The sequence below is a fragment of the Aliiroseovarius crassostreae genome, assembly GCF_001307765.1.
Classification (GTDB): domain Bacteria; phylum Pseudomonadota; class Alphaproteobacteria; order Rhodobacterales; family Rhodobacteraceae; genus Aliiroseovarius; species Aliiroseovarius crassostreae.
Map to the genome: position 1 here is coordinate 102,012 of NZ_LKBA01000006.1, position 17,098 is coordinate 119,109.

General features: G+C 57.3%; 14 protein-coding genes and 1 pseudogene. 6 read left to right on the forward strand and 9 right to left on the reverse strand.

From position 1 onward, the window contains the following. Nucleotides 1-376: 376 nt before the first annotated feature. The 3 genes from AKJ29_RS06800 to ppk2 form a co-directional block, all read right to left on the reverse strand. A complete protein-coding gene (locus tag AKJ29_RS06800; protein WP_235477327.1) occupies nucleotides 377-1,702 on the reverse strand; it encodes an MATE family efflux transporter in 1,326 nt (441 codons plus the stop codon). A 118-nt stretch (nucleotides 1,703-1,820) separates the two neighbouring features. Next, nucleotides 1,821-2,954 (reverse strand): lytic murein transglycosylase, encoded by a 1,134-nt coding sequence (locus tag AKJ29_RS06805; protein WP_235477331.1) that lies wholly within the window; start codon nucleotides 2,952-2,954, stop codon nucleotides 1,821-1,823. A gap of 259 nt (nucleotides 2,955-3,213) precedes the next feature. After that, nucleotides 3,214-4,218 carry a polyphosphate kinase 2 gene (gene ppk2, locus AKJ29_RS06810; protein ID WP_082392541.1) on the reverse strand — a complete coding sequence of 335 codons (1,005 nt, stop codon included), beginning with the start codon at nucleotides 4,216-4,218 and terminating at the stop codon, nucleotides 3,214-3,216. A 25-nt stretch (nucleotides 4,219-4,243) separates the two neighbouring features. Here ppk2 and AKJ29_RS19210 point away from each other — a divergent pair, with 25 nt between their 5' ends. After that, complete coding sequence (locus AKJ29_RS19210) at nucleotides 4,244-4,594, forward strand: hypothetical protein (protein WP_152972432.1); 351 nt, start codon at nucleotides 4,244-4,246, stop codon at nucleotides 4,592-4,594. A 55-nt stretch (nucleotides 4,595-4,649) separates the two neighbouring features. Here the strand turns inward: AKJ29_RS19210 and AKJ29_RS06815 are convergent, their stop codons facing one another. Beyond that, nucleotides 4,650-6,941 carry a glycosyl hydrolase family 28-related protein gene (locus AKJ29_RS06815; protein ID WP_055189298.1) on the reverse strand — a complete coding sequence of 764 codons (2,292 nt, stop codon included), beginning with the start codon at nucleotides 6,939-6,941 and terminating at the stop codon, nucleotides 4,650-4,652. Between the two features lie 377 nt (nucleotides 6,942-7,318). Continuing rightward, entirely contained in the window at nucleotides 7,319-8,980 is a 1,662-nt protein-coding gene (locus AKJ29_RS06820) for a lysine--tRNA ligase (RefSeq protein ID WP_055189300.1), read from the reverse strand. 107 nt (nucleotides 8,981-9,087) lie between these two features. On the opposite strand from AKJ29_RS06820, the gene AKJ29_RS06825 reads away from it, so the two are divergent. Both AKJ29_RS06825 and AKJ29_RS06830 read left to right on the forward strand, forming a co-directional pair. Continuing rightward, nucleotides 9,088-9,510, forward strand: coding sequence for a tellurite resistance TerB family protein (locus AKJ29_RS06825; protein WP_074963668.1), 423 nt, complete (start codon nucleotides 9,088-9,090; stop codon nucleotides 9,508-9,510). 243 nt (nucleotides 9,511-9,753) lie between these two features. Beyond that, nucleotides 9,754-10,451, forward strand: a pseudogene (locus AKJ29_RS06830) (glutathione S-transferase C-terminal domain-containing protein). A 5-nt stretch (nucleotides 10,452-10,456) separates the two neighbouring features. Here AKJ29_RS06830 and dacB read toward each other — a convergent pair. From dacB to AKJ29_RS06845, 3 genes are all read right to left on the reverse strand, one after another. Further along, nucleotides 10,457-11,962 (reverse strand): D-alanyl-D-alanine carboxypeptidase/D-alanyl-D-alanine endopeptidase, encoded by a 1,506-nt coding sequence (gene dacB / locus AKJ29_RS06835; RefSeq protein ID WP_055189303.1) that lies wholly within the window; start codon nucleotides 11,960-11,962, stop codon nucleotides 10,457-10,459. Between the two features lie 133 nt (nucleotides 11,963-12,095). After that, complete coding sequence (locus tag AKJ29_RS06840) at nucleotides 12,096-12,692, reverse strand: nicotinate-nucleotide adenylyltransferase (protein ID WP_074963667.1); 597 nt, start codon at nucleotides 12,690-12,692, stop codon at nucleotides 12,096-12,098. A 9-nt stretch (nucleotides 12,693-12,701) separates the two neighbouring features. After that, nucleotides 12,702-13,055, reverse strand: a complete 354-nt coding sequence (locus AKJ29_RS06845) for a helix-turn-helix domain-containing protein (protein ID WP_161805381.1) — start codon at nucleotides 13,053-13,055, stop codon at nucleotides 12,702-12,704. 79 nt (nucleotides 13,056-13,134) lie between these two features. Between AKJ29_RS06845 and AKJ29_RS18645 the strand changes: the two genes are divergently transcribed. The 3 genes from AKJ29_RS18645 to AKJ29_RS06855 all read left to right on the forward strand — a co-directional run bounded on the left by AKJ29_RS18645 (nucleotide 13,135) and on the right by AKJ29_RS06855 (nucleotide 16,663). Beyond that, the gene (locus tag AKJ29_RS18645; RefSeq protein WP_082392542.1) at nucleotides 13,135-13,566 is read left to right on the forward strand and encodes a lecithin retinol acyltransferase family protein; all 432 of its coding nucleotides are present in this window, start codon (nucleotides 13,135-13,137) and stop codon (nucleotides 13,564-13,566) included. A gap of 79 nt (nucleotides 13,567-13,645) precedes the next feature. Beyond that, complete coding sequence (ettA, locus tag AKJ29_RS06850) at nucleotides 13,646-15,301, forward strand: energy-dependent translational throttle protein EttA (RefSeq protein WP_055189307.1); 1,656 nt, start codon at nucleotides 13,646-13,648, stop codon at nucleotides 15,299-15,301. Between the two features lie 75 nt (nucleotides 15,302-15,376). Then, a complete protein-coding gene (locus tag AKJ29_RS06855) occupies nucleotides 15,377-16,663 on the forward strand; it encodes a hypothetical protein (protein WP_139231365.1) in 1,287 nt (428 codons plus the stop codon). Here the strand turns inward: AKJ29_RS06855 and AKJ29_RS06860 are convergent. Further along, nucleotides 16,660-17,037 carry an acyl-CoA thioesterase gene (locus tag AKJ29_RS06860; protein WP_055189311.1) on the reverse strand — a complete coding sequence of 126 codons (378 nt, stop codon included), beginning with the start codon at nucleotides 17,035-17,037 and terminating at the stop codon, nucleotides 16,660-16,662. The genes AKJ29_RS06855 and AKJ29_RS06860 overlap by 4 nt on opposite strands. Nucleotides 17,038-17,098: the final 61 nt, after the last annotated feature.

Here is a 17,098-nt window from a genome sequence, read left to right on the forward strand (position 1 = left end):
ATGATATGCGCAGGGCCTGTGGCCTGCCGCCACAGGGAGAAGGGAGTAGGTCTGTCAAGTAGGGGGTGAAAACCCATTGTCGGGCCAAGGCGAAAATGAAAAAGACAATCTACCAAAATTAAAGTGTTTCGCCTTATTATTGAGACACAATAATGAGGCGAAACGCTCGAAACCTACTGATGTTGCGGGCGTTTCGAAATCAACTTGTGTCTCAAGTTAATCTCGAAACGCTTTCGCGGTTGCCGGTCCAGCTTGCGCGCTCACCCCAAGGTATTTTCAGCACGAAAAGAGATGGGAAAAGGATAGGCCGGAGCGGTCCTTCCCCTTCCCCGTGTGATACCAGTGAAACGGCGGGGGCCAGTTATGACAGGGCCGGTTATGGCTGAGACAGGCGCGAAGAGCGGCTCCAGAAGCGCCAGGACATGAACGCACCTGCGCAGAGAAGCCCGATGACGAGCCCGGCCCAGACGCCCTCTCCGCCCCAGCCCCAATGGATCCCCATCAGATAAGACATTGGCACCCCGACCAGCCAGTAGCTGATCGAGGCGATCACCATTGGCACCTTGGTATCATGCACCCCGCGCAGCAGGCCCAGCGCCATCACCTGCGCGGCATCGGCAAACTGGAAGAGCGCCGCCACGACCAGCAGCGAGGTGCCGACGCGCAGGATCTCGTCGCGCAGCGGTTCGGCCGGATCCAGGAAGGCGCTGATCATCGGGTATGGCAGGCCGATGAAAACCAGCACGGAAATGCCGCCAAACAGGAGAGACAGCAACGTGATCGCCAGCGCACCCCGGCGCAGCCCTGCCTCATCCTTGCGGCCCAGCGCGCGCCCGGCCCGCACGGTGGCCGCGTTGGACAGGCCGATATGCACCATGAAGAAGGCCGACACGATCTGCAGTGCGATCCCATGCGCAGCAAGCTCCAGCGTCCCGATCCAGCCCATCACCACGGTGGAGGCCGAGAAAAGCCCCGCCTCGGCAAGGGATGTCAGGCCGATTTGCCCCCCCATGCGCACCACTTCGCGCAGGGCCTCCCAGTCCGGGCGCCAGATCCGCTGAAACAGGTTATGTTCCGGCAACGCCCGCACCGCATAGGTCACCAGCACGGCAAAATTGACACATTGCACAATCAGCGAGGCCAGGGCCGCGCCGCGCACCCCCATTTCGGGAAAGCCGAAATTGCCAAAGATCAGCGCGTAATTCAGAAAGGCATTCAACACGGTGGCCAGAAGCGTGGCATAGAGCACAACCTTGGTGCGCTCCAGCGCCGAAAGATAAGAGCGCAGCACCATCAGCCCCAGCGCCGGATACAGGGACCAGCCCATGATGCGCAGATAGTCCTGCGCGATGGCCGACAGATCCGGCTCCTGCCCGATGGCCAGCAGAAGCGGTTCAGACCACCACAGGGCGGGCATCACCAGCGTGGCGATGATGGCTGACGACCAGAACCCCATTCGGGTCACCCGGCGCACGCGGGTGTCATCCCCCGCCTCGGATGCCGACGCCACCATCGGCATCACCGCCCAGGCAAAGCCCGACCCCATGATCATAAGCACGAAAAACAGTGTGCCAGCCAGCACAACAGCGGCCAGCGCCTCGACCCCGTACCAGCCCAGCATCACCGTATCGATGATCTGGATGGCAAATCCGGCCAGTTGCGAGCCGATGAGCGGCAGGCCCAGCAGGAGGGCTGCGCGCATATGCTGCGGGAGTGTTTGCGGTAACGTCGTCATTCTTCACCGCTATGATGAAATCCCCGCGCCCGCAAGGGGGGAAATTCCCCCCATTTGCCCCGCCAGGGCAATCGCATTTGCCCGGTCACATCCTGGCCAGAAGCGCCAGGGAGGGCTGCCCAGTGACCGGCAGGCCCTGGGCCTGTTCAAACCCGCGGATCGCCGCAAGTGTCTTGGGACCAATCACGCCGTCAGGCTCTCCCACATCGAAGCCTGCCCGGGCCAGCCCTTTTTGCAGGGCAATCCGGTCCTTCAACCGCATACCATGGATGTCCGGCCCAAACTGGTGGCGCAGCCCCGGCCGCCCGGCAAGCAGATCTGACAGCACCCCCACACCGATAATGTATTTCTGTGCATTATTGTAACTTCCCAGCACCCGGTAATTCGGCCCCTTATCAAAGCGCGGCCCATTCGCGCCACCGGGCACAACCGCTCCATCTGCGCTTTCCTGCCCCCAGCGTGCGCCTTTGCGCCAGCCATTGCGCGAAAGATAGGCCGCCGCAGAGGCCAGAGCGTCGGTGGGGTCCGCCCCCCAGATATCACGCTGCCCATCCCCGTCGAAATCAACCGCAAAGGACAGGTAGCTTGTTGGCATGAACTGCGTGTGTCCCATGGCCCCCGCCCAACTGCCCATCATCTGTGCGGGGGCAATATCCCCGTTGTCGAGAATACGAAGGGCAGCCTGAAACTGCCGCTCAAACAGCCGACCGCGCCGTCCGTCAAAGGCCAGCGTGCCGAGGGCGGACAGGGTTGGCACGTCCCCTTTGCGGGTGCCATAGCGGCTTTCCAGCCCCCAAACAGCCACAACCACCTCTTTCTCGACGCCATATTGCCGTTCGATCCGCCCCAACAGCCCGGCATGTTCGCGCAGCTTGGCGCGCCCGGTGCTGACGCGGTTTTCCGAGGTGGCAATGGCCATGTAATCTTCAAACGATCGGGTGAACTCGGTCTGGTTGCGGTCAATCTCGACCACTTCGGGCAGGAAACCGATTGTGGGGCGGGCCCGGGCAAGGGTGCGGGATGAAATTCCCTTGGCGCGGGCACGGGCAAAGGCGCCCTCCACCCATGCCTCGAACCCCGCATGGTGTTGCGGTTGAAAGCGTTTCGCCTGAGAAGAGGCGCGCGGGCCAGCGCGGCTTTCGGCATTGCTTTGGCACCCTGTCAGAAGCGCGGCTGTCATTGCCCCTGCCACACCCGTTGTAAACTGCCGCCTGTCCATCATACGCACCTATCAAATTACCTGTTCGTCAGAGCGTTTCCACAGTCGACCGGGTTCAAATTCCCTGCCTCTCGCTGCGCTCGAACGGGATTTTGAACACGCCCGTTTCAACGTCTTGTGGAAACGTTTCATGAGACCAGTCTAACGGCGCGCCCCGATCAGACAAGCGATCATGTGACGGGCATGAAAAGAGGCGGCGAGTTGCCCCGCCGCCCCGTCTGTTCTCTCTCTCCTGCGTGCGCGTCACGTCCCGCCGCAATCAGCTCCCACGCCGATGGTCAGGATGCAGGCTGGCGCCCAGAATGTGATCTGCGTTGTGGATGACCTGGCTGGCATGGCCAACAATCAGCGGATCGGGATGGTTGACGAGGTCGTAATCCTTATCCGGGTAATCCACGGTCGACAGGAAATGGCGCATACATTCCAGACGCGCACGTTTCTTGTCGTTCGACTTGATGATGGTCCAGGGCGCATCCGCGGTGTCGGTATAAAAGAACATCGCCTCTTTCGCCTCGGTGTAATCGTCCCATTTCGAGAGCGACGCCACATCCACCGGCGACAGTTTCCAGCGCTTGAGCGGATCATCCTTGCGACTGTCAAAGCGCCGCTTCTGTTCCTCACGCGTGACCGAGAACCAGTATTTGTAAAGACGAATACCCGAGCGGGTCAGCATCCGTTCATATTCCGGGGTCTGGCGCATGAATTCCAGATATTCGTTCGGCGTGCAAAAGCCCATCACCCGCTCCACACCTGCGCGGTTGTACCAGGAACGGTCGTAGAAGACCATTTCACCCGTGGTTGGCAGTTGCGAGATATAGCGCTGATAGAACCACTGGCCGCGTTCCTCATCAGTCGGTTTGTTCAGCGCCACCACACGGGCCTCACGCGGGTTCAGGTGCTCCATGAACCGTTTGATCGTGCCGCCCTTGCCCGCTGCATCACGACCTTCAAAGAGCAGAACAAATTTCTGGCCGGTCTCACCAACCCATTTCTGCACCTTCAGAAGCTCGGCCTGCAGCTTGCTTTTCTGGGTCTCATATTCCTTGCGCCCCATCTTCACGTCATAGGGATATTTCCCGTTTTCAAAAGTCTGACGGATCTGGTCGGCGGTCACATTGGGAAAGCCGGATTTGGAACGGGTTTCCACCGCCGCTGCCTTGGGTTCGGCCGGCTTTGCACCCGCGGCGGAGGCCGCTGGCTTGGTCGTTGTTTTTGCTTGAGTTTTTACGGTTTCGGTTCCATTTGCACTGGTGATTTGCGCCATGCAGAGCCCTCCTGACTGTCCCTTTATGAAATATGTCAGCAGTGTAACAGAACCCCTGAATCCGCGCCTTGATCCGGGTCAAATAATTGCTTTGAATTTGAATAATTTACATGCCTGGGTTGCACCCCCTTTCCCCTTTCAACACCATCTGTTAACCTTTGGCTGCTCTAATCGAACCAGCGCCGGACAACGGCGGGCCCGGACAACAAAAAGCCCAGACAACAGAAAGCCGGACAATCGCGGGAGAGACGGCATGATCCCATTTGACCTGCCAAGTTTTGACCAGTTCGCAGCCAGCCTGCTCACACTGGCCTTGATCCGCGAGCTGCTTTTTCTGCTGCACCGCCCCCCACCGCACGATCCCCGGAAACAATGAAAACACCCCGACCAACGGCCAGGGTGTTTCAATCTCTCTATTCCATCCACCCGTGTCAGATCGGTTTATCAACCCGGATCGTCGCCCAGACTTTGCCCCGCACCGCCTGCGGCCACTTCAGATGCACCTGCTTGTCCTCGATGCCCTGCGCCGTTTTCACCCGCGGCATGTCATAGATCTTGACGTTGGAACTGGTCTGGGTGCCGTCCTCAAACACCAGCGACTGGCACAGGCGGGCCTTGCCATCAAAAGGCAGGTATTCACCACTGTCGATCGTCCAGGTCGTGGCCTCGGTGTTCTGGCTGTACTCCAGCATCACCGGCGAACAGGTCCGCTGGTTCACCCCGAAGAAGGAATTGTCCTTGAAGGTGAGGTTGCGATAGGCCCAGCCGTTCAGTGACCCATGGGTGGTGACCACGCCCTCAACCCGATCAATTTTGCCATTGTAGGTGCGGAAACTGTTGCCCACCACATGCATGCCCGACACGTAATGCCCGGTACCAAACGGTTTGATCAGGATGAATTTGAACCAGGGCGCGGCATCAATGGTCACGAAAATATTGTTGGTGATGGTCATGCCACCAAAGGAATATTCCGCGCCGAAATTCGGATCCGCATCATGTTCATTGTTCAACTCGATCGAGCAGTTGTCGATATAGTTACCGGTGATCACCGTGTTGTTGTTTTCATTGGTCAGCACAAGCCCCGCCGTGCGCGCGCCCTGAACAACCTCATCCCCCTGGAAGATATGATTGCCCTGAATAATGTGATTGCCACCACTCAGAACCCCGGTGGTGCCCATACGCGCAAAGCGGTTATCGCGGATCTTGGCATCATTTGCGTTCACATTGAAGGCAATCGACTGACGTGCGGTTGCGGCCATGGATTGTTCGCTGGATACGAACTGGCAGCGTTCGATATGCAGATCCTGACAGGCTTTGCCAATCGAGGTGATGCCGCGGTTTCTTGGCTTGATGAAGAAACAGTCCTGAAAGATCGCATTCTCGCCCTCACGGGCCAGACGCACAGCAGATGCGTGGCCGTTGCACTGGAATTCCACCTCGGAAATGGTGAAGCGCCGCATCTGGGAAAACCCGGAGAAATCCAGAACATATTTGAAATTTTCAAAGGTGAAACTCTGGGTGACCGCACCGCCATAAATCGGCTCGGACAGGGTGGCCGAATTGGCACCGACATTCACATCCTTCACATAAACCTCACGGCCCACGCCGTTGCCAGTCACCAGCGCACCGCGTTTGACCGCACCGATATTGCCGATGCCGGTCAGGGTCAGCGGGTTGTTTGGATTATAGGTGGCGGTTGTGGTGATGCTGTCCACATCCCAGGCGGCGCTGTCATTCACATAGAACTGCCCGTTTTTGAGCACGCGGCGGATGAGCTGCGAGTCGGATTTTTCATAGGCCGCCTGCATGTCGATCGGCTCGCTCACGTCGATCCGGCGGCCACACATATCCAGAATCTCGTGGTCGGTATAGTTGAGCAGCGCCTGAAACGCCTTTTTAAAGCCCAGCATCTCATCACCAAACGCGTCGATATAGGTGGGCAGGTCAAAGCTGCGGGTGAGCGAGAGGTAGACATCATCTGCCATGCTCAGCGTGCCTTCGAACCGGACATCCGCATGCAGCGTCATGTTGTTTGCGATCCGAAACGTGCCTTCGGGCACCAGGAGCGTGCGCCCGTTGGCGGCGGCATCTGCGGCAAGGAACGCGTTGCGATCATCCGTCACGCCATCCCCCGCAGCGCCAAAATCGCGCACATCAACCCAATCCATCATGTCGCGCAGATAGGCGCCGGTGACATCCTCGATCACGATGTCATCCACCCGCACCACCGCACCGTTTGATCCGGTGAATTCCAGCCCGAGATGCCCATAGGCCACATCCGCGCCCCAGATCATATCAACCCCGTTGCGCGCGCCCGACCCGATGATGGCGGCCACTTCGACCACCTCACCATAAGCGGTGAGCGGCACCAAGGGGCCGACCTCGACATAGCCATTGGCGTGGCTGTTATTGGATTTGAACGGCTTTGCCACCGCGCGCACCGATGGCAGCGGCCCGCTAATTGCCTTGACCTTGGCGGAGATGCGCAGATAGCAACCCTGTTCATATTGGGTCTGCCCGGTATAGGTCAGCTTGAGGGAGTTGACATTCTTGAACAGCTCAACGCAGCCATCAAAATCCTGATCAGCAGGCACAAGCGCAGCGTTGGAGGCGGTGTCATATGTGGACGAGCCCGGTGCCCCATCCCCGCTGGACCAGACATCCAGACCATCTGCGAAAGGGGGCGGCATAAAGACCACCCCGTCGGTAAGAGCCTTGTTCATCGAATTCCCTTTCAGGTCAAAAATACTGCCTCACCCGAGGGGCCGGTGGTTCCGGACACGGGTGGTCGGACACATGATCCGAAACGCTGAAAGGGGTAACAAAGTGGGTTTAACGCGGGTTAACGGGGGCGAACGTTGCGTCTGTGGCGGCGGGACAGGGGCGCTGCCCCTCGCGCTGCGCGCTCACCCCGAGGTATTTATGGCAAGAAAAAAGGCAGGGGCGCAAAGCCGCCTGCCTTTCGTTTTCTTAAAGCGTTTCGAGATTAACTTGAGACACAAGTTGATTCCGAAACGACCGCAACATCAGTAGATTTCGAGCGTTTCGCCTCATTATTGTGTCTCAACAATAAGGCGAAACGCTTTAGGGGCGGATTGGTTTACCCAACCAGCTCTCCGGCCAGTGCGCGGTCAATCAGCGCGGCAGTGTCTTCGACGCCGTAAAGCGCGGCAAAGCCGCCAAAACGCGGGCCCTGGGAGGCACCGAGCAACACTTCGTAAAGAGCCTGGAACCATTCGCGCAGATTTTCAAACCCATGCACCTTGCCCACGGCGAAGACGATGGATTGCAGGAACTCATCGGAGGTGAAATCCACGTGCGGAAGCGGGTCATCATTGCCGACAATCTCGTTCTTCTTGGCAATCAGTTCCAAGGCCTTGTCACCATCACGGAACGCCGCGGCCAGATCGGCCATGGCAGCACGCTCCTGATCGGTGGGCAGGCGGAACACCTTTTCCGGCTCGACAAAATCTTCGTAATATTTCACCGCATACCCTGCCGCCGCATCCAGATCCGGATGGGTTTCCGGGCTGGCCTCAGGCGCGTAGCGCTGGATGAAGCCCCAAAGCTGCGCCTTGTCATGGGCCGACGCCACCGACGCCAGGTTAAGCAGCATCGAGAACGGCACCACCATATTCGACACCGGCACGTCGCCACCGTGAATATGCCAGACCGGATTGTTCAACTGCGCCTTAAGGTCCTGTTTGTGATAGGCATTCAGCTGCTGGTGATACTCATCCATCGCCTTGGGAATCACGTCAAAATGCATCCGCTTGGCCGTTTTCGGCTTGAGATACATGAAATAGGCCAGGCTTTCGGTTGAGGCATAGGTCAGCCATTCGTCGATTGAAATCCCGTTGCCGGAGGTCTTGGAGATCTTCTGGCCATTGGCATCCAGAAACAGCTCATAGGTGAAATGCTCAGGTGCGCGCCAGCCCAGAATGCGGCAGATCTTGTCATAGATCGGCGTGTTGGTGCTGTGGTCCTTGCCATACATTTCGAAATCCACATTCAGCGCCGCCCAGCGGGCGCCGAAATCCGGCTTCCATTGCAGCTTCACGCGCCCCCCCGTGACCGGCAGGGTCCATTCGCGGCCCTCTTCGTCATCAAAGGTGATGGTGTGGGTCTCGGCGCAGACCTTTTTCATCGGCACATAAAGCACACGGCCCGTCTCCGGGTGGATCGGCAGGAAAATCGAATAGGTCTGACGACGCTCTTCCCGGAGGGATTTCAGCATCACCTCCATCACCTCGTCATATTTCTCAACCGCGCGTTTCAACACCTCGTCGAACTGGCCGCTCTCATAGAATTCCTTGGCCGAGTAGAACTCGTATTTGAACCCGAACGTATCCAGAAAGCGACGCAGCATCGCGTTGTTGTGATGGCCAAAGCTTTCATGCGTGCCAAAGGGATCCGGCACCGAGGTGAGCGGCTTTTGCAGATGCTCCTGCAGGCTGTCGGCGTTTGGCACATTGCCCGGCACCTTGCGCATCCCGTCCAGATCGTCCGAAAAACAGATCAGCTTGGTGGGGATGTCCGAAATCACCTCAAACGCGGTTTGGATCATCGTGGTGCGCGCCACTTCGCCAAAGGTGCCGATATGCGGCAGACCCGACGGGCCATAGCCGGTTTCAAACAGCACAAACCCCTTCTCAGGCGCGCCCTTCTGATAGCGTTTAAGCACCCGGCGCGCTTCTTCAAAGGGCCAGGCTTTCGAGGCCATCGCGGCCTCACGCATTTCAGGGCTGATCTGATCAGTCATCTGCTGTTTCCTTTATTTCTCCGGGCGGTTTGCCCTTAGGCTCCACTCCCTATTGATAAGGGCGCGCAGGGTCAATATTCTGCATTGCAACAAAAGGAGCATTCCAAGTGCAAGACATCCCCCATTCCCTGACCGCCCAGGACAGCCTGGTGGCCGTGATGATGGCCGTATCCGCGTCAGATGAAGAGATCACCTCTGCCGAACTTCTGACCATCGAACGCGTGGTCAATCACCTGCCCGTTTTCGCCAGCTATGACCCGGATCGGATGAAAACCGTGTCGCAGACCGTGTTTGACCTGTTTGCGGTTGAAGATGGGCTGGATGCGCTGTTTGGGCTGGTGCGTGACAACCTGCCCGAACACCTGTGGGAAACCGCCTATGCGCTGGCCTGCGATGTGGCTGCGGCAGACGGCGTGCTGCACGGGCCGGAACTGCGCATTCTGGAAGAGATCCGTTATGAGCTCAATATCGACCGGCTGCATGCCGCCGCGATTGAGCGCGGCGCACGGGCACGGCATATGGTGCTGTAAGGCGGCACGTTTCAGTTAACGCAAAGCAAAGGGGCCGCGCGGCCCCTTTATCATGTCGAGTTTCATGTCGAGCACCCCGCCCGCGGCACCCACGCGCAGGCACTCACAACTCCGTGACGTCTCGTCACCTTGAAGGGGCGACCTGCCTGCCCCATATCCGGCGTCAACACAACGCGACACCACTTTCAAAAGTTTAAAGTTTCGGCTTTTCCTCCTTTGAAAGTTTAAACTTTGGGGAAAACCATGTTGCAAAAGTTTAAAATTACCAATCGCTGGCCAGCCACGCGTCCGGACGTGATCCAGCTCTATTCGCTGCCCACACCAAACGGGGTGAAGGTCAGTGCGATGCTTGAGGAAACCGGGCTGGACTATGACCGCATCTGGTAAATTTCGGAACCGATGATCAGTTCACCCCCGAGTTCCTGTCCCTCAATCCCAACAACAAGACCCCCGCGATCATTGATCCCAACGGGCCAAATGGTGCGCCTCTTGGGCTGTGGGAAAGCGGGGCCATTTTGACTTACCTTGCTGAAAAATCTAGGAAATTCTTGCCGACGGATCCTGCCCGGCGCGCAGAAACGCTCCAATGGCTGATGTGGCAAATGGGCGGTCTTGGTCCGATGCTCGGGCAGTTTGGCTTTTTTCACGCCTATGCGGGCAAAGAGATTGACGACAAGCGACCGCGGGATCGCTATCTGAACGAAGGCAAGCGGTTGCTCGCGGTGCTCGATCAACGCCTTGACGGGCAGCGCTATATCATGGGCGATGACTACACCATCGCAGACATTGCCGCATGGCCCTGGATCCGAGCGACCATGACCGGCTATGATGCGGCAGAGGAAATAGAATTATCCAAGTTTTCCAATGTGATGGAGTGGTTTGACCGCTGCTGGTCCCGCCCCGCATCACAGGCGGCGGTGACTATTCCTGCACGCCCTTAATCCCGTCAGGTTCCGTAAAGAGCCGCCCAACGATTGATCAACTGATGCTGGAGCCAGCGGGCGCGCGCGCTCCAGCTTTTCGCCCCTGCAGGCCGCTCGCGATCGGCGCGTTTCACCGCCCGCCTTTTGCCCATGTCGGCTGTAAAAACCGCAAAGGCAAGCAGCGTGCCATCCGCCGTGGTGACATAGCCTGATAAGGCCGAAACAAAGTTCAGCGTGCCGGTTTTGGCACGGATGGCGTGCCCGGCTCCCGCCAGTTTCTTACCATCCTTTCCACGCGGCGTAATCTCTTTCATCAACCCGTGCAGCGCCCCGTCCGGCCCCAGCTTCACAAGCATCGACACCATGTCCCTTGCGGGCAGGCGCGAGGCATCGGACAGGCCACTATGATCTGCAAAACGCACTGATTTTGCACCCAAATTCTCTCTTGCCCAATCGCTCATCATCTTGCCGGATGCGGCAAGGGTGCGGGGCTTTCCACCGCGTTGTTTTGAGGCTGAAAGCCCGACAACCTCCGCCGTGAGATTGGTGGAATATTTCAGCATCTTGCGCGACACAGCCGCCAGATCCGCACTGCGATGTTCAACCAGAACCGTCCCCCCCGGCAAGGAGCGCAGCTCCCCCGGCTTTGGCAGGGCAATCCCATGCGCGCGCGCCAAAACCTGAAACACATCCGCCGCATAAAGGCCCGGCCTGCGCACGGGCAACCAACGAGAGCCCCCTTTGCCCAGCGCGCCACGCGCCACGGTCCAATTGTCGATCCCGGCAGACGCTTTGTAGGTATAGACCGGCAGATCCCGGTTCACCACCTGCATCCGCGCCGTGCTGACCGCGGGACGCACCCGATCCGACCGAGCATCCATCGCCACGGAATAACTTTCCCCGGTGCGTTTCCATTCGAAATGCACCCGATTGTAGTTCAGGTTCAGACCCGACACAGACGGGTTATAGCCCAGGTGATCCGGCTGGTCCGGGTCGATCGAGCGCTGATACGGCAAGGCGTTTTCATAAAAGAGAAACTTCCCGTCCACACGGGTTATTCCTTTTTTCTTCAGTGCCTTGACCAGACCTTCCAGCGCATTAGTGTCAAGGGAAGGATCCGCCCCCCCCACCAGGACAAGGTCTCCTTTCAACCTGCTGCCGGATACGGGACCCGTCGCCAGAACGCGGGTGGAAAACTGATACCCCTGCCCCAGATGTGCCAGCCCGTAAGCGGTAGTCACCACTTTCGCCACCGAGGCTGGCGGCAGGCCCAGATCGGCATTGCGTGCCTCAAGCACCAGCCCACTGCGGGCGTCCGCCACGACAAACCCCACTTTCCCCGAAAGTTTCGCCTGCTCCAGAAGCGCTTCAACACCGGGAATTGCAGCTTTGGCCGCCCCGCCCGGACGCAGCTTTGGCACAGGGCTTGCGGTGGGGGCCTCAGCTATCGCGGTCGAAGAAAGGGCGGCCGTGACAATCCCGCCGCCAAGCCCGGCCAGAAGACCACGCCGTGTGATTGGTGTTTTCATAAGGGCTTCGTACTATGCAGTTTCTTTGACGAGTAAACCCCGTCACGAAGATCATTTCAACCGTTGAGCGCACCGGGGTCTGCACAGGGGCATGCACGGGGGCTTACGCGGGAAGCGCACATGAGACGTGCCGCTACCAATGCCCTTTTGCGCGGATCTGCGACGAAGAAATATCCCGCATCGGCGCGTTGATCAGCGTCCAGGCCGGGGCTTTACTGTTTGCCAGTCGCTGCGCGTCGCGCCCGCGCAGGCGCGCATCCCGGTAGATGAGCGCAGCGACAGACATGCGCGCCTGCACCCGGTCACCGGGCCGGGCAATCACGCCCACCGGCACATGGTCCATGATCCAGCGCCAATTGTCCCAATGGTGAAACCCGGCCAGATTGTCTGCCCCCATCAACCAGACAAAGCGCACCTGCGGATAAAGCCGTTGCAAGGCGGCAATGGTATCTGCGGTATAGCGCGTTCCGGTGTGTTCTTCGATCCGGGTCAGCTCAACCTTCGGGTGTTGCATCACTTCACGCGCGCGCGCCATACGGCTTCCAATTGGCGCGGGACCACGTGTTTTCAACGGGTTGCGCGGAGAGATCAGCCACCACACGCGATCCAACCCAAACCGCTTCAACGCCTCACGCGTGATATGGGCATGGCCTTCATGGGCGGGATCAAAAGACCCCCCCAACAGCCCGATCACCTGACCGGGCGCAGCATATGGAAGTTCGTGGCGCATTGAAAATATTTACTTTTTTGCCAAAAGAATAGCCAGAGCAGCAAGACCAACAAGTGCAAGTGCTGATCCACTATTTTTTGCCTCGGCCTTAGAAACGATCTGAACGTTCTGCGTCTTCAGTATCTCTTCCGCGCCCTCATACTCATTGACTAGTTGTCCTAGAGTAATCCCCAGACCACTGGCGATTTCCGTCATTGCGTGTATCGTCGCACTGCTATCTCCACGCTCAATCCGCGAAAGCGCCGCACGGCTCATTCCTGAACGTTCAGCCAGATCTCCTTGCTCCAATCCATACCTTTTCCGCAGCAGAACAACAGTTTGACCAAAAATTGCATCACGATGTGAAATTCGTGTTTCTGACATTGACATCCCCAAGCAAATCTCGCATATTTTCTATATTCGCAAATATGCGAGATGACAATATTCCCTATAGGAGAACATCATGAATATAAATAATTGTCCACCCGGAACAACCCTCATTGTTTCTAAGCCACCCGTCATGCACTTTGGAATCTACGCAGGAAACGGGAGGGTCATCGACAATAGCCCCAGGACGGGATGCGTATCAGAACGCAGCTTGGAAGACTTTTCTAACGGCAACAAAGTTCAGATCCGCGACATTCCAGCGACACCCGCTCAAGGCATTGAGCGCCTCCAACAAGCCCGAAATCACCTAGGAACGCGCTACAATCTTCTCAACTGGAACTGTGAGCAGTTTGTGAACTTTATCTGTGGCGGCAGAGCAAGATCCACACAACTCATTGGCATTACAACCGGGGCACTTCTGGGTGCGGCAACTGGATCTTCTTGGCGCAACGTAATGATTGGAAGTTTCGCCGGGCTTCTTCTTTCGAAAAGCATTTTGCAAAACTGAAAGTCTTCTGAACTCAATTGCCCTTTCCTTGCACATTCGCTAGACCAGCGCAAACCGCGACTTTCAACGGAGCATACCCATGGCCGCTTATCAATATGTCTACCACATGGACGGCGTTTCCAAGACCTATCCGGGTGGCAAGAAATGCTTTGAAAACATTCGCCTGAGCTTTCTGCCCGGCGTGAAGATCGGTGTGGTCGGCGTCAACGGCACCGGTAAGTCGACCCTGATGCGCATCATGGCCGGGATCGACAAGGATTTCACCGGCGAGGCCTGGGCCGCCGAAGGGGCCAAAGTCGGCTATCTGCCGCAGGAGCCGGAGCTGGACCCGTCACTTGATGTGCGCGGCAACGTGATGCTGGGCGTGAAGGCCAAGAAGGACATTCTGGATCGCTACAACGAGCTGGCAATGAACTATTCGGACGAAACCGCCGAAGAGATGGCCCAACTGCAAGATGAGATCGACGCGCAGAACCTGTGGGATCTGGACGCGCAGATCGACGTCTCGATGGAGGCCCTGCGCTGCCCGCCGGATGACGCCGACGTCACCACGCTTTCGGGCGGTGAGAAACGCCGCGTGGCCCTGTGCAAGCTTCTGCTGCAAGCGCCCGACATGCTGCTGCTCGATGAGCCGACCAACCACCTTGACGCCGAAACCATCGCGTGGCTGCAACAGCACCTGATCGACTACAAAGGCACCATCCTGATCGTCACCCACGACCGTTACTTCCTGGATGACATCACCGGCTGGATCCTCGAACTCGACCGCGGGTCGGGCATCCCCTACGAAGGCAATTACTCGTCGTGGCTGGAACAAAAAGCCAAGCGGCTGGAGCAGGAAGCACGCGAAGACAAGTCCAAGCAAAAGACGCTGGAACGCGAATTGGAGTGGATGCGTCAGGGCCAGAAAGCCCGTCAGGCCAAGTCGAAAGCCCGGATCGCCGCTTATAATGAAATGGCCAGCCAGTCCGAGCGTGACAAGGTGGGCCGCGCCCAGATCGTCATCCCGAACGGCCCGCGTCTGGGTGGCAAGGTGATCGAAGTCACCGGGTTGAAGAAACATATGGGCGACAAGCTGCTGATTGAAAACCTTGACTTTTCCCTGCCCCCCGGCGGGATTGTCGGCGTGATCGGTCCAAACGGCGCGGGTAAATCGACACTCTTTAAAATGCTGACCGGTCAGGAACAACCTAACGAGGGCACGGTTGAACTGGGCGACACGGTGAAACTCAGCTATGTCGATCAGTCGCGTGATGACCTGAACGATGGTGACACGGTCTGGGAAGCGATTTCCGGGGGCGCTGAGATCATCGAACTGGGCGACGCACAGGTGAACTCGCGCGCCTATTGTTCATCCTTCAACTTCAAGGGCGGCGATCAGCAGAAGAAACTGAACCTGCTGTCAGGCGGTGAGCGCAACCGGGTGCATATGGCGCGACTGCTCAAGGAGGGCGGCAATGTGCTGCTGCTTGACGAACCGACCAACGACCTCGACGTGGAAACGCTGCGTGCGTTGGAAGACGCGCTGGTGGATTTCGCCGGCTGCGCCGTGGTCATCTCGCACGACCGCTTCTTCCTCGACCGGATCTGCACCCATATCCTCGCCTTCGAAGGCGACGCCCATGTGGAGTGGTTCGAAGGCAACTTCGAGGATTACGAAGAGGACAAGAAACGGCGTCTGGGCCCGGATGCACTGGAGCCCAAACGGTTGAAGCATAAGAAGTTTACGAGATAAATCCCCACTCCACCTAAGCTTGAATGGCATCTTCTACAATGCTAAGTTGCATGCACAATCTCGAATGGTATGTGCATGCAATTTCAGTCTATTCCACTAAAAAGCCTATCCGTAAACAAAGCAAATGATCGACACGGCCCCGAGCCAAGCGAAGATGCTGCTATAGCATGGCTATTCACCAATAAAGGCAAGCATATGTTAGCGCTTGCTACAGATATTGCGAAACAAGGTCGGATTCTAAATGCCCCGCTTGTAAAACCCAACGGGCGAGATTTCGTTGTTCACGACGGAAATCGACGTGTCACATGCCTTAAACTGATTAATGATCCAGAAAGAACGCCCCAAGCGTTTAGAGCTGCGTTTCGAAAACTCTCTGAGCAATTCTCAGTATCCGAAAATTACCAAGTAGATTGCCAAGTTGAAACTGACCAAAGCTTGATAGACGTCACTTTGAGCAGAAGGCACAACGGCACTGACGGTGGGCGTGGCCAGTTAGATTGGGACACACGAGCGAAGGCAAATCACGCAAATCGAGTTGGGGGCACAAACCAGTATCCTATTGCAGAGGCAATCGAAGGTTTTCTTAAAGCGGAGGGCTTCACCGACGCCGAGAAAGTTGGTCGTTCAACGCTCTACAGGCTGGTGAATGCAAAAAAGAGGCAGTCACTGATTGGTGTGTCTTTAACTCAGGATAGCAAACTAAAACTAGAACGCCCAAAAGACGAAGTGCTGACCGTTCTCACAAAAATCGCTAATGACATCATATCCAAAGATGTCACGCTTAAGCGAATTCTAGATTCTGAAGGAGTGGACAGCTATTTCGAAGAACTTAGGCAGTCAGGGTTACTCTCCACTCCACATAAACACAACTCTAACACCTCTTCCAACAGCAACGGCAAAGCACCCCAAAAAAAATCTCCGCCAAGACGTGACACCCTGATACCAAACAGCATCGCAAGCCAAGTTCAATGGAAGCCTAGGCAAGGCAAAATTCAAAGGCTTTGGGAAGAGCTTCAGTTCAAACTCACACTCTCCCGACATGAGCTTACCATCGCAATCGCATTCCGCGTTCTAATTGAGCTAACTACCAACCAATACCTTAATCTCAAAGGCATTAGTCTTAGTGGAAAGCTGGCGAAAGATGTTCGCAGTGCTACCGATGATTTGAAAGCAGCAGGAAAAATCACAGACAAAGAGCTGAGAGATCTTCACCGCGTATCGAATGACACCAGTTCTCCACGAGAGTTAGAAGCTCTCAACCGAGTAATCCATAGTAGTAGCTTCTCAATGAGCCGAGAGGACCTCATCGGGCTCTGGGATAGCTTCGAACACTATCTGATTGAGTGTATCAGGGCAGATTAACCCGGCACCGCCACCTTGTTCCCCGCCTCATCCAGATGCACAAAGACAAACACGCCTTCGGTCACGCGGGTTTGCGACCGGCCTCGGTCGCGTTCGGACCAGGCCTCTAAGTGGATGGCGAGTGAGGTGGTGCCGATGCGGCCGACGCGGCCGTAGATGCACAGAACGTCGCCCACTTTGACCGGAGAGATGAATTTCATCGCGTCAATGGCCACGGTGGCCACGCGCCCGCCAGCCCGTTCCGCGGCCAGCACGCCGCCCGCGATGTCCATCTGGGAGAGCACCCATCCGCCGAAAATGTCGCCCGCGATATTGGTGTCCTTCGGCATCGCAAGCGTGCGCAGGATGATGTTGCCGTCTGGTGTATCGCTCATAGGTCCGCTCCTCTTTGCCCCCGTCTGTGCCCCCGTCTATGCCCCAAGGGTAAGCGAAACG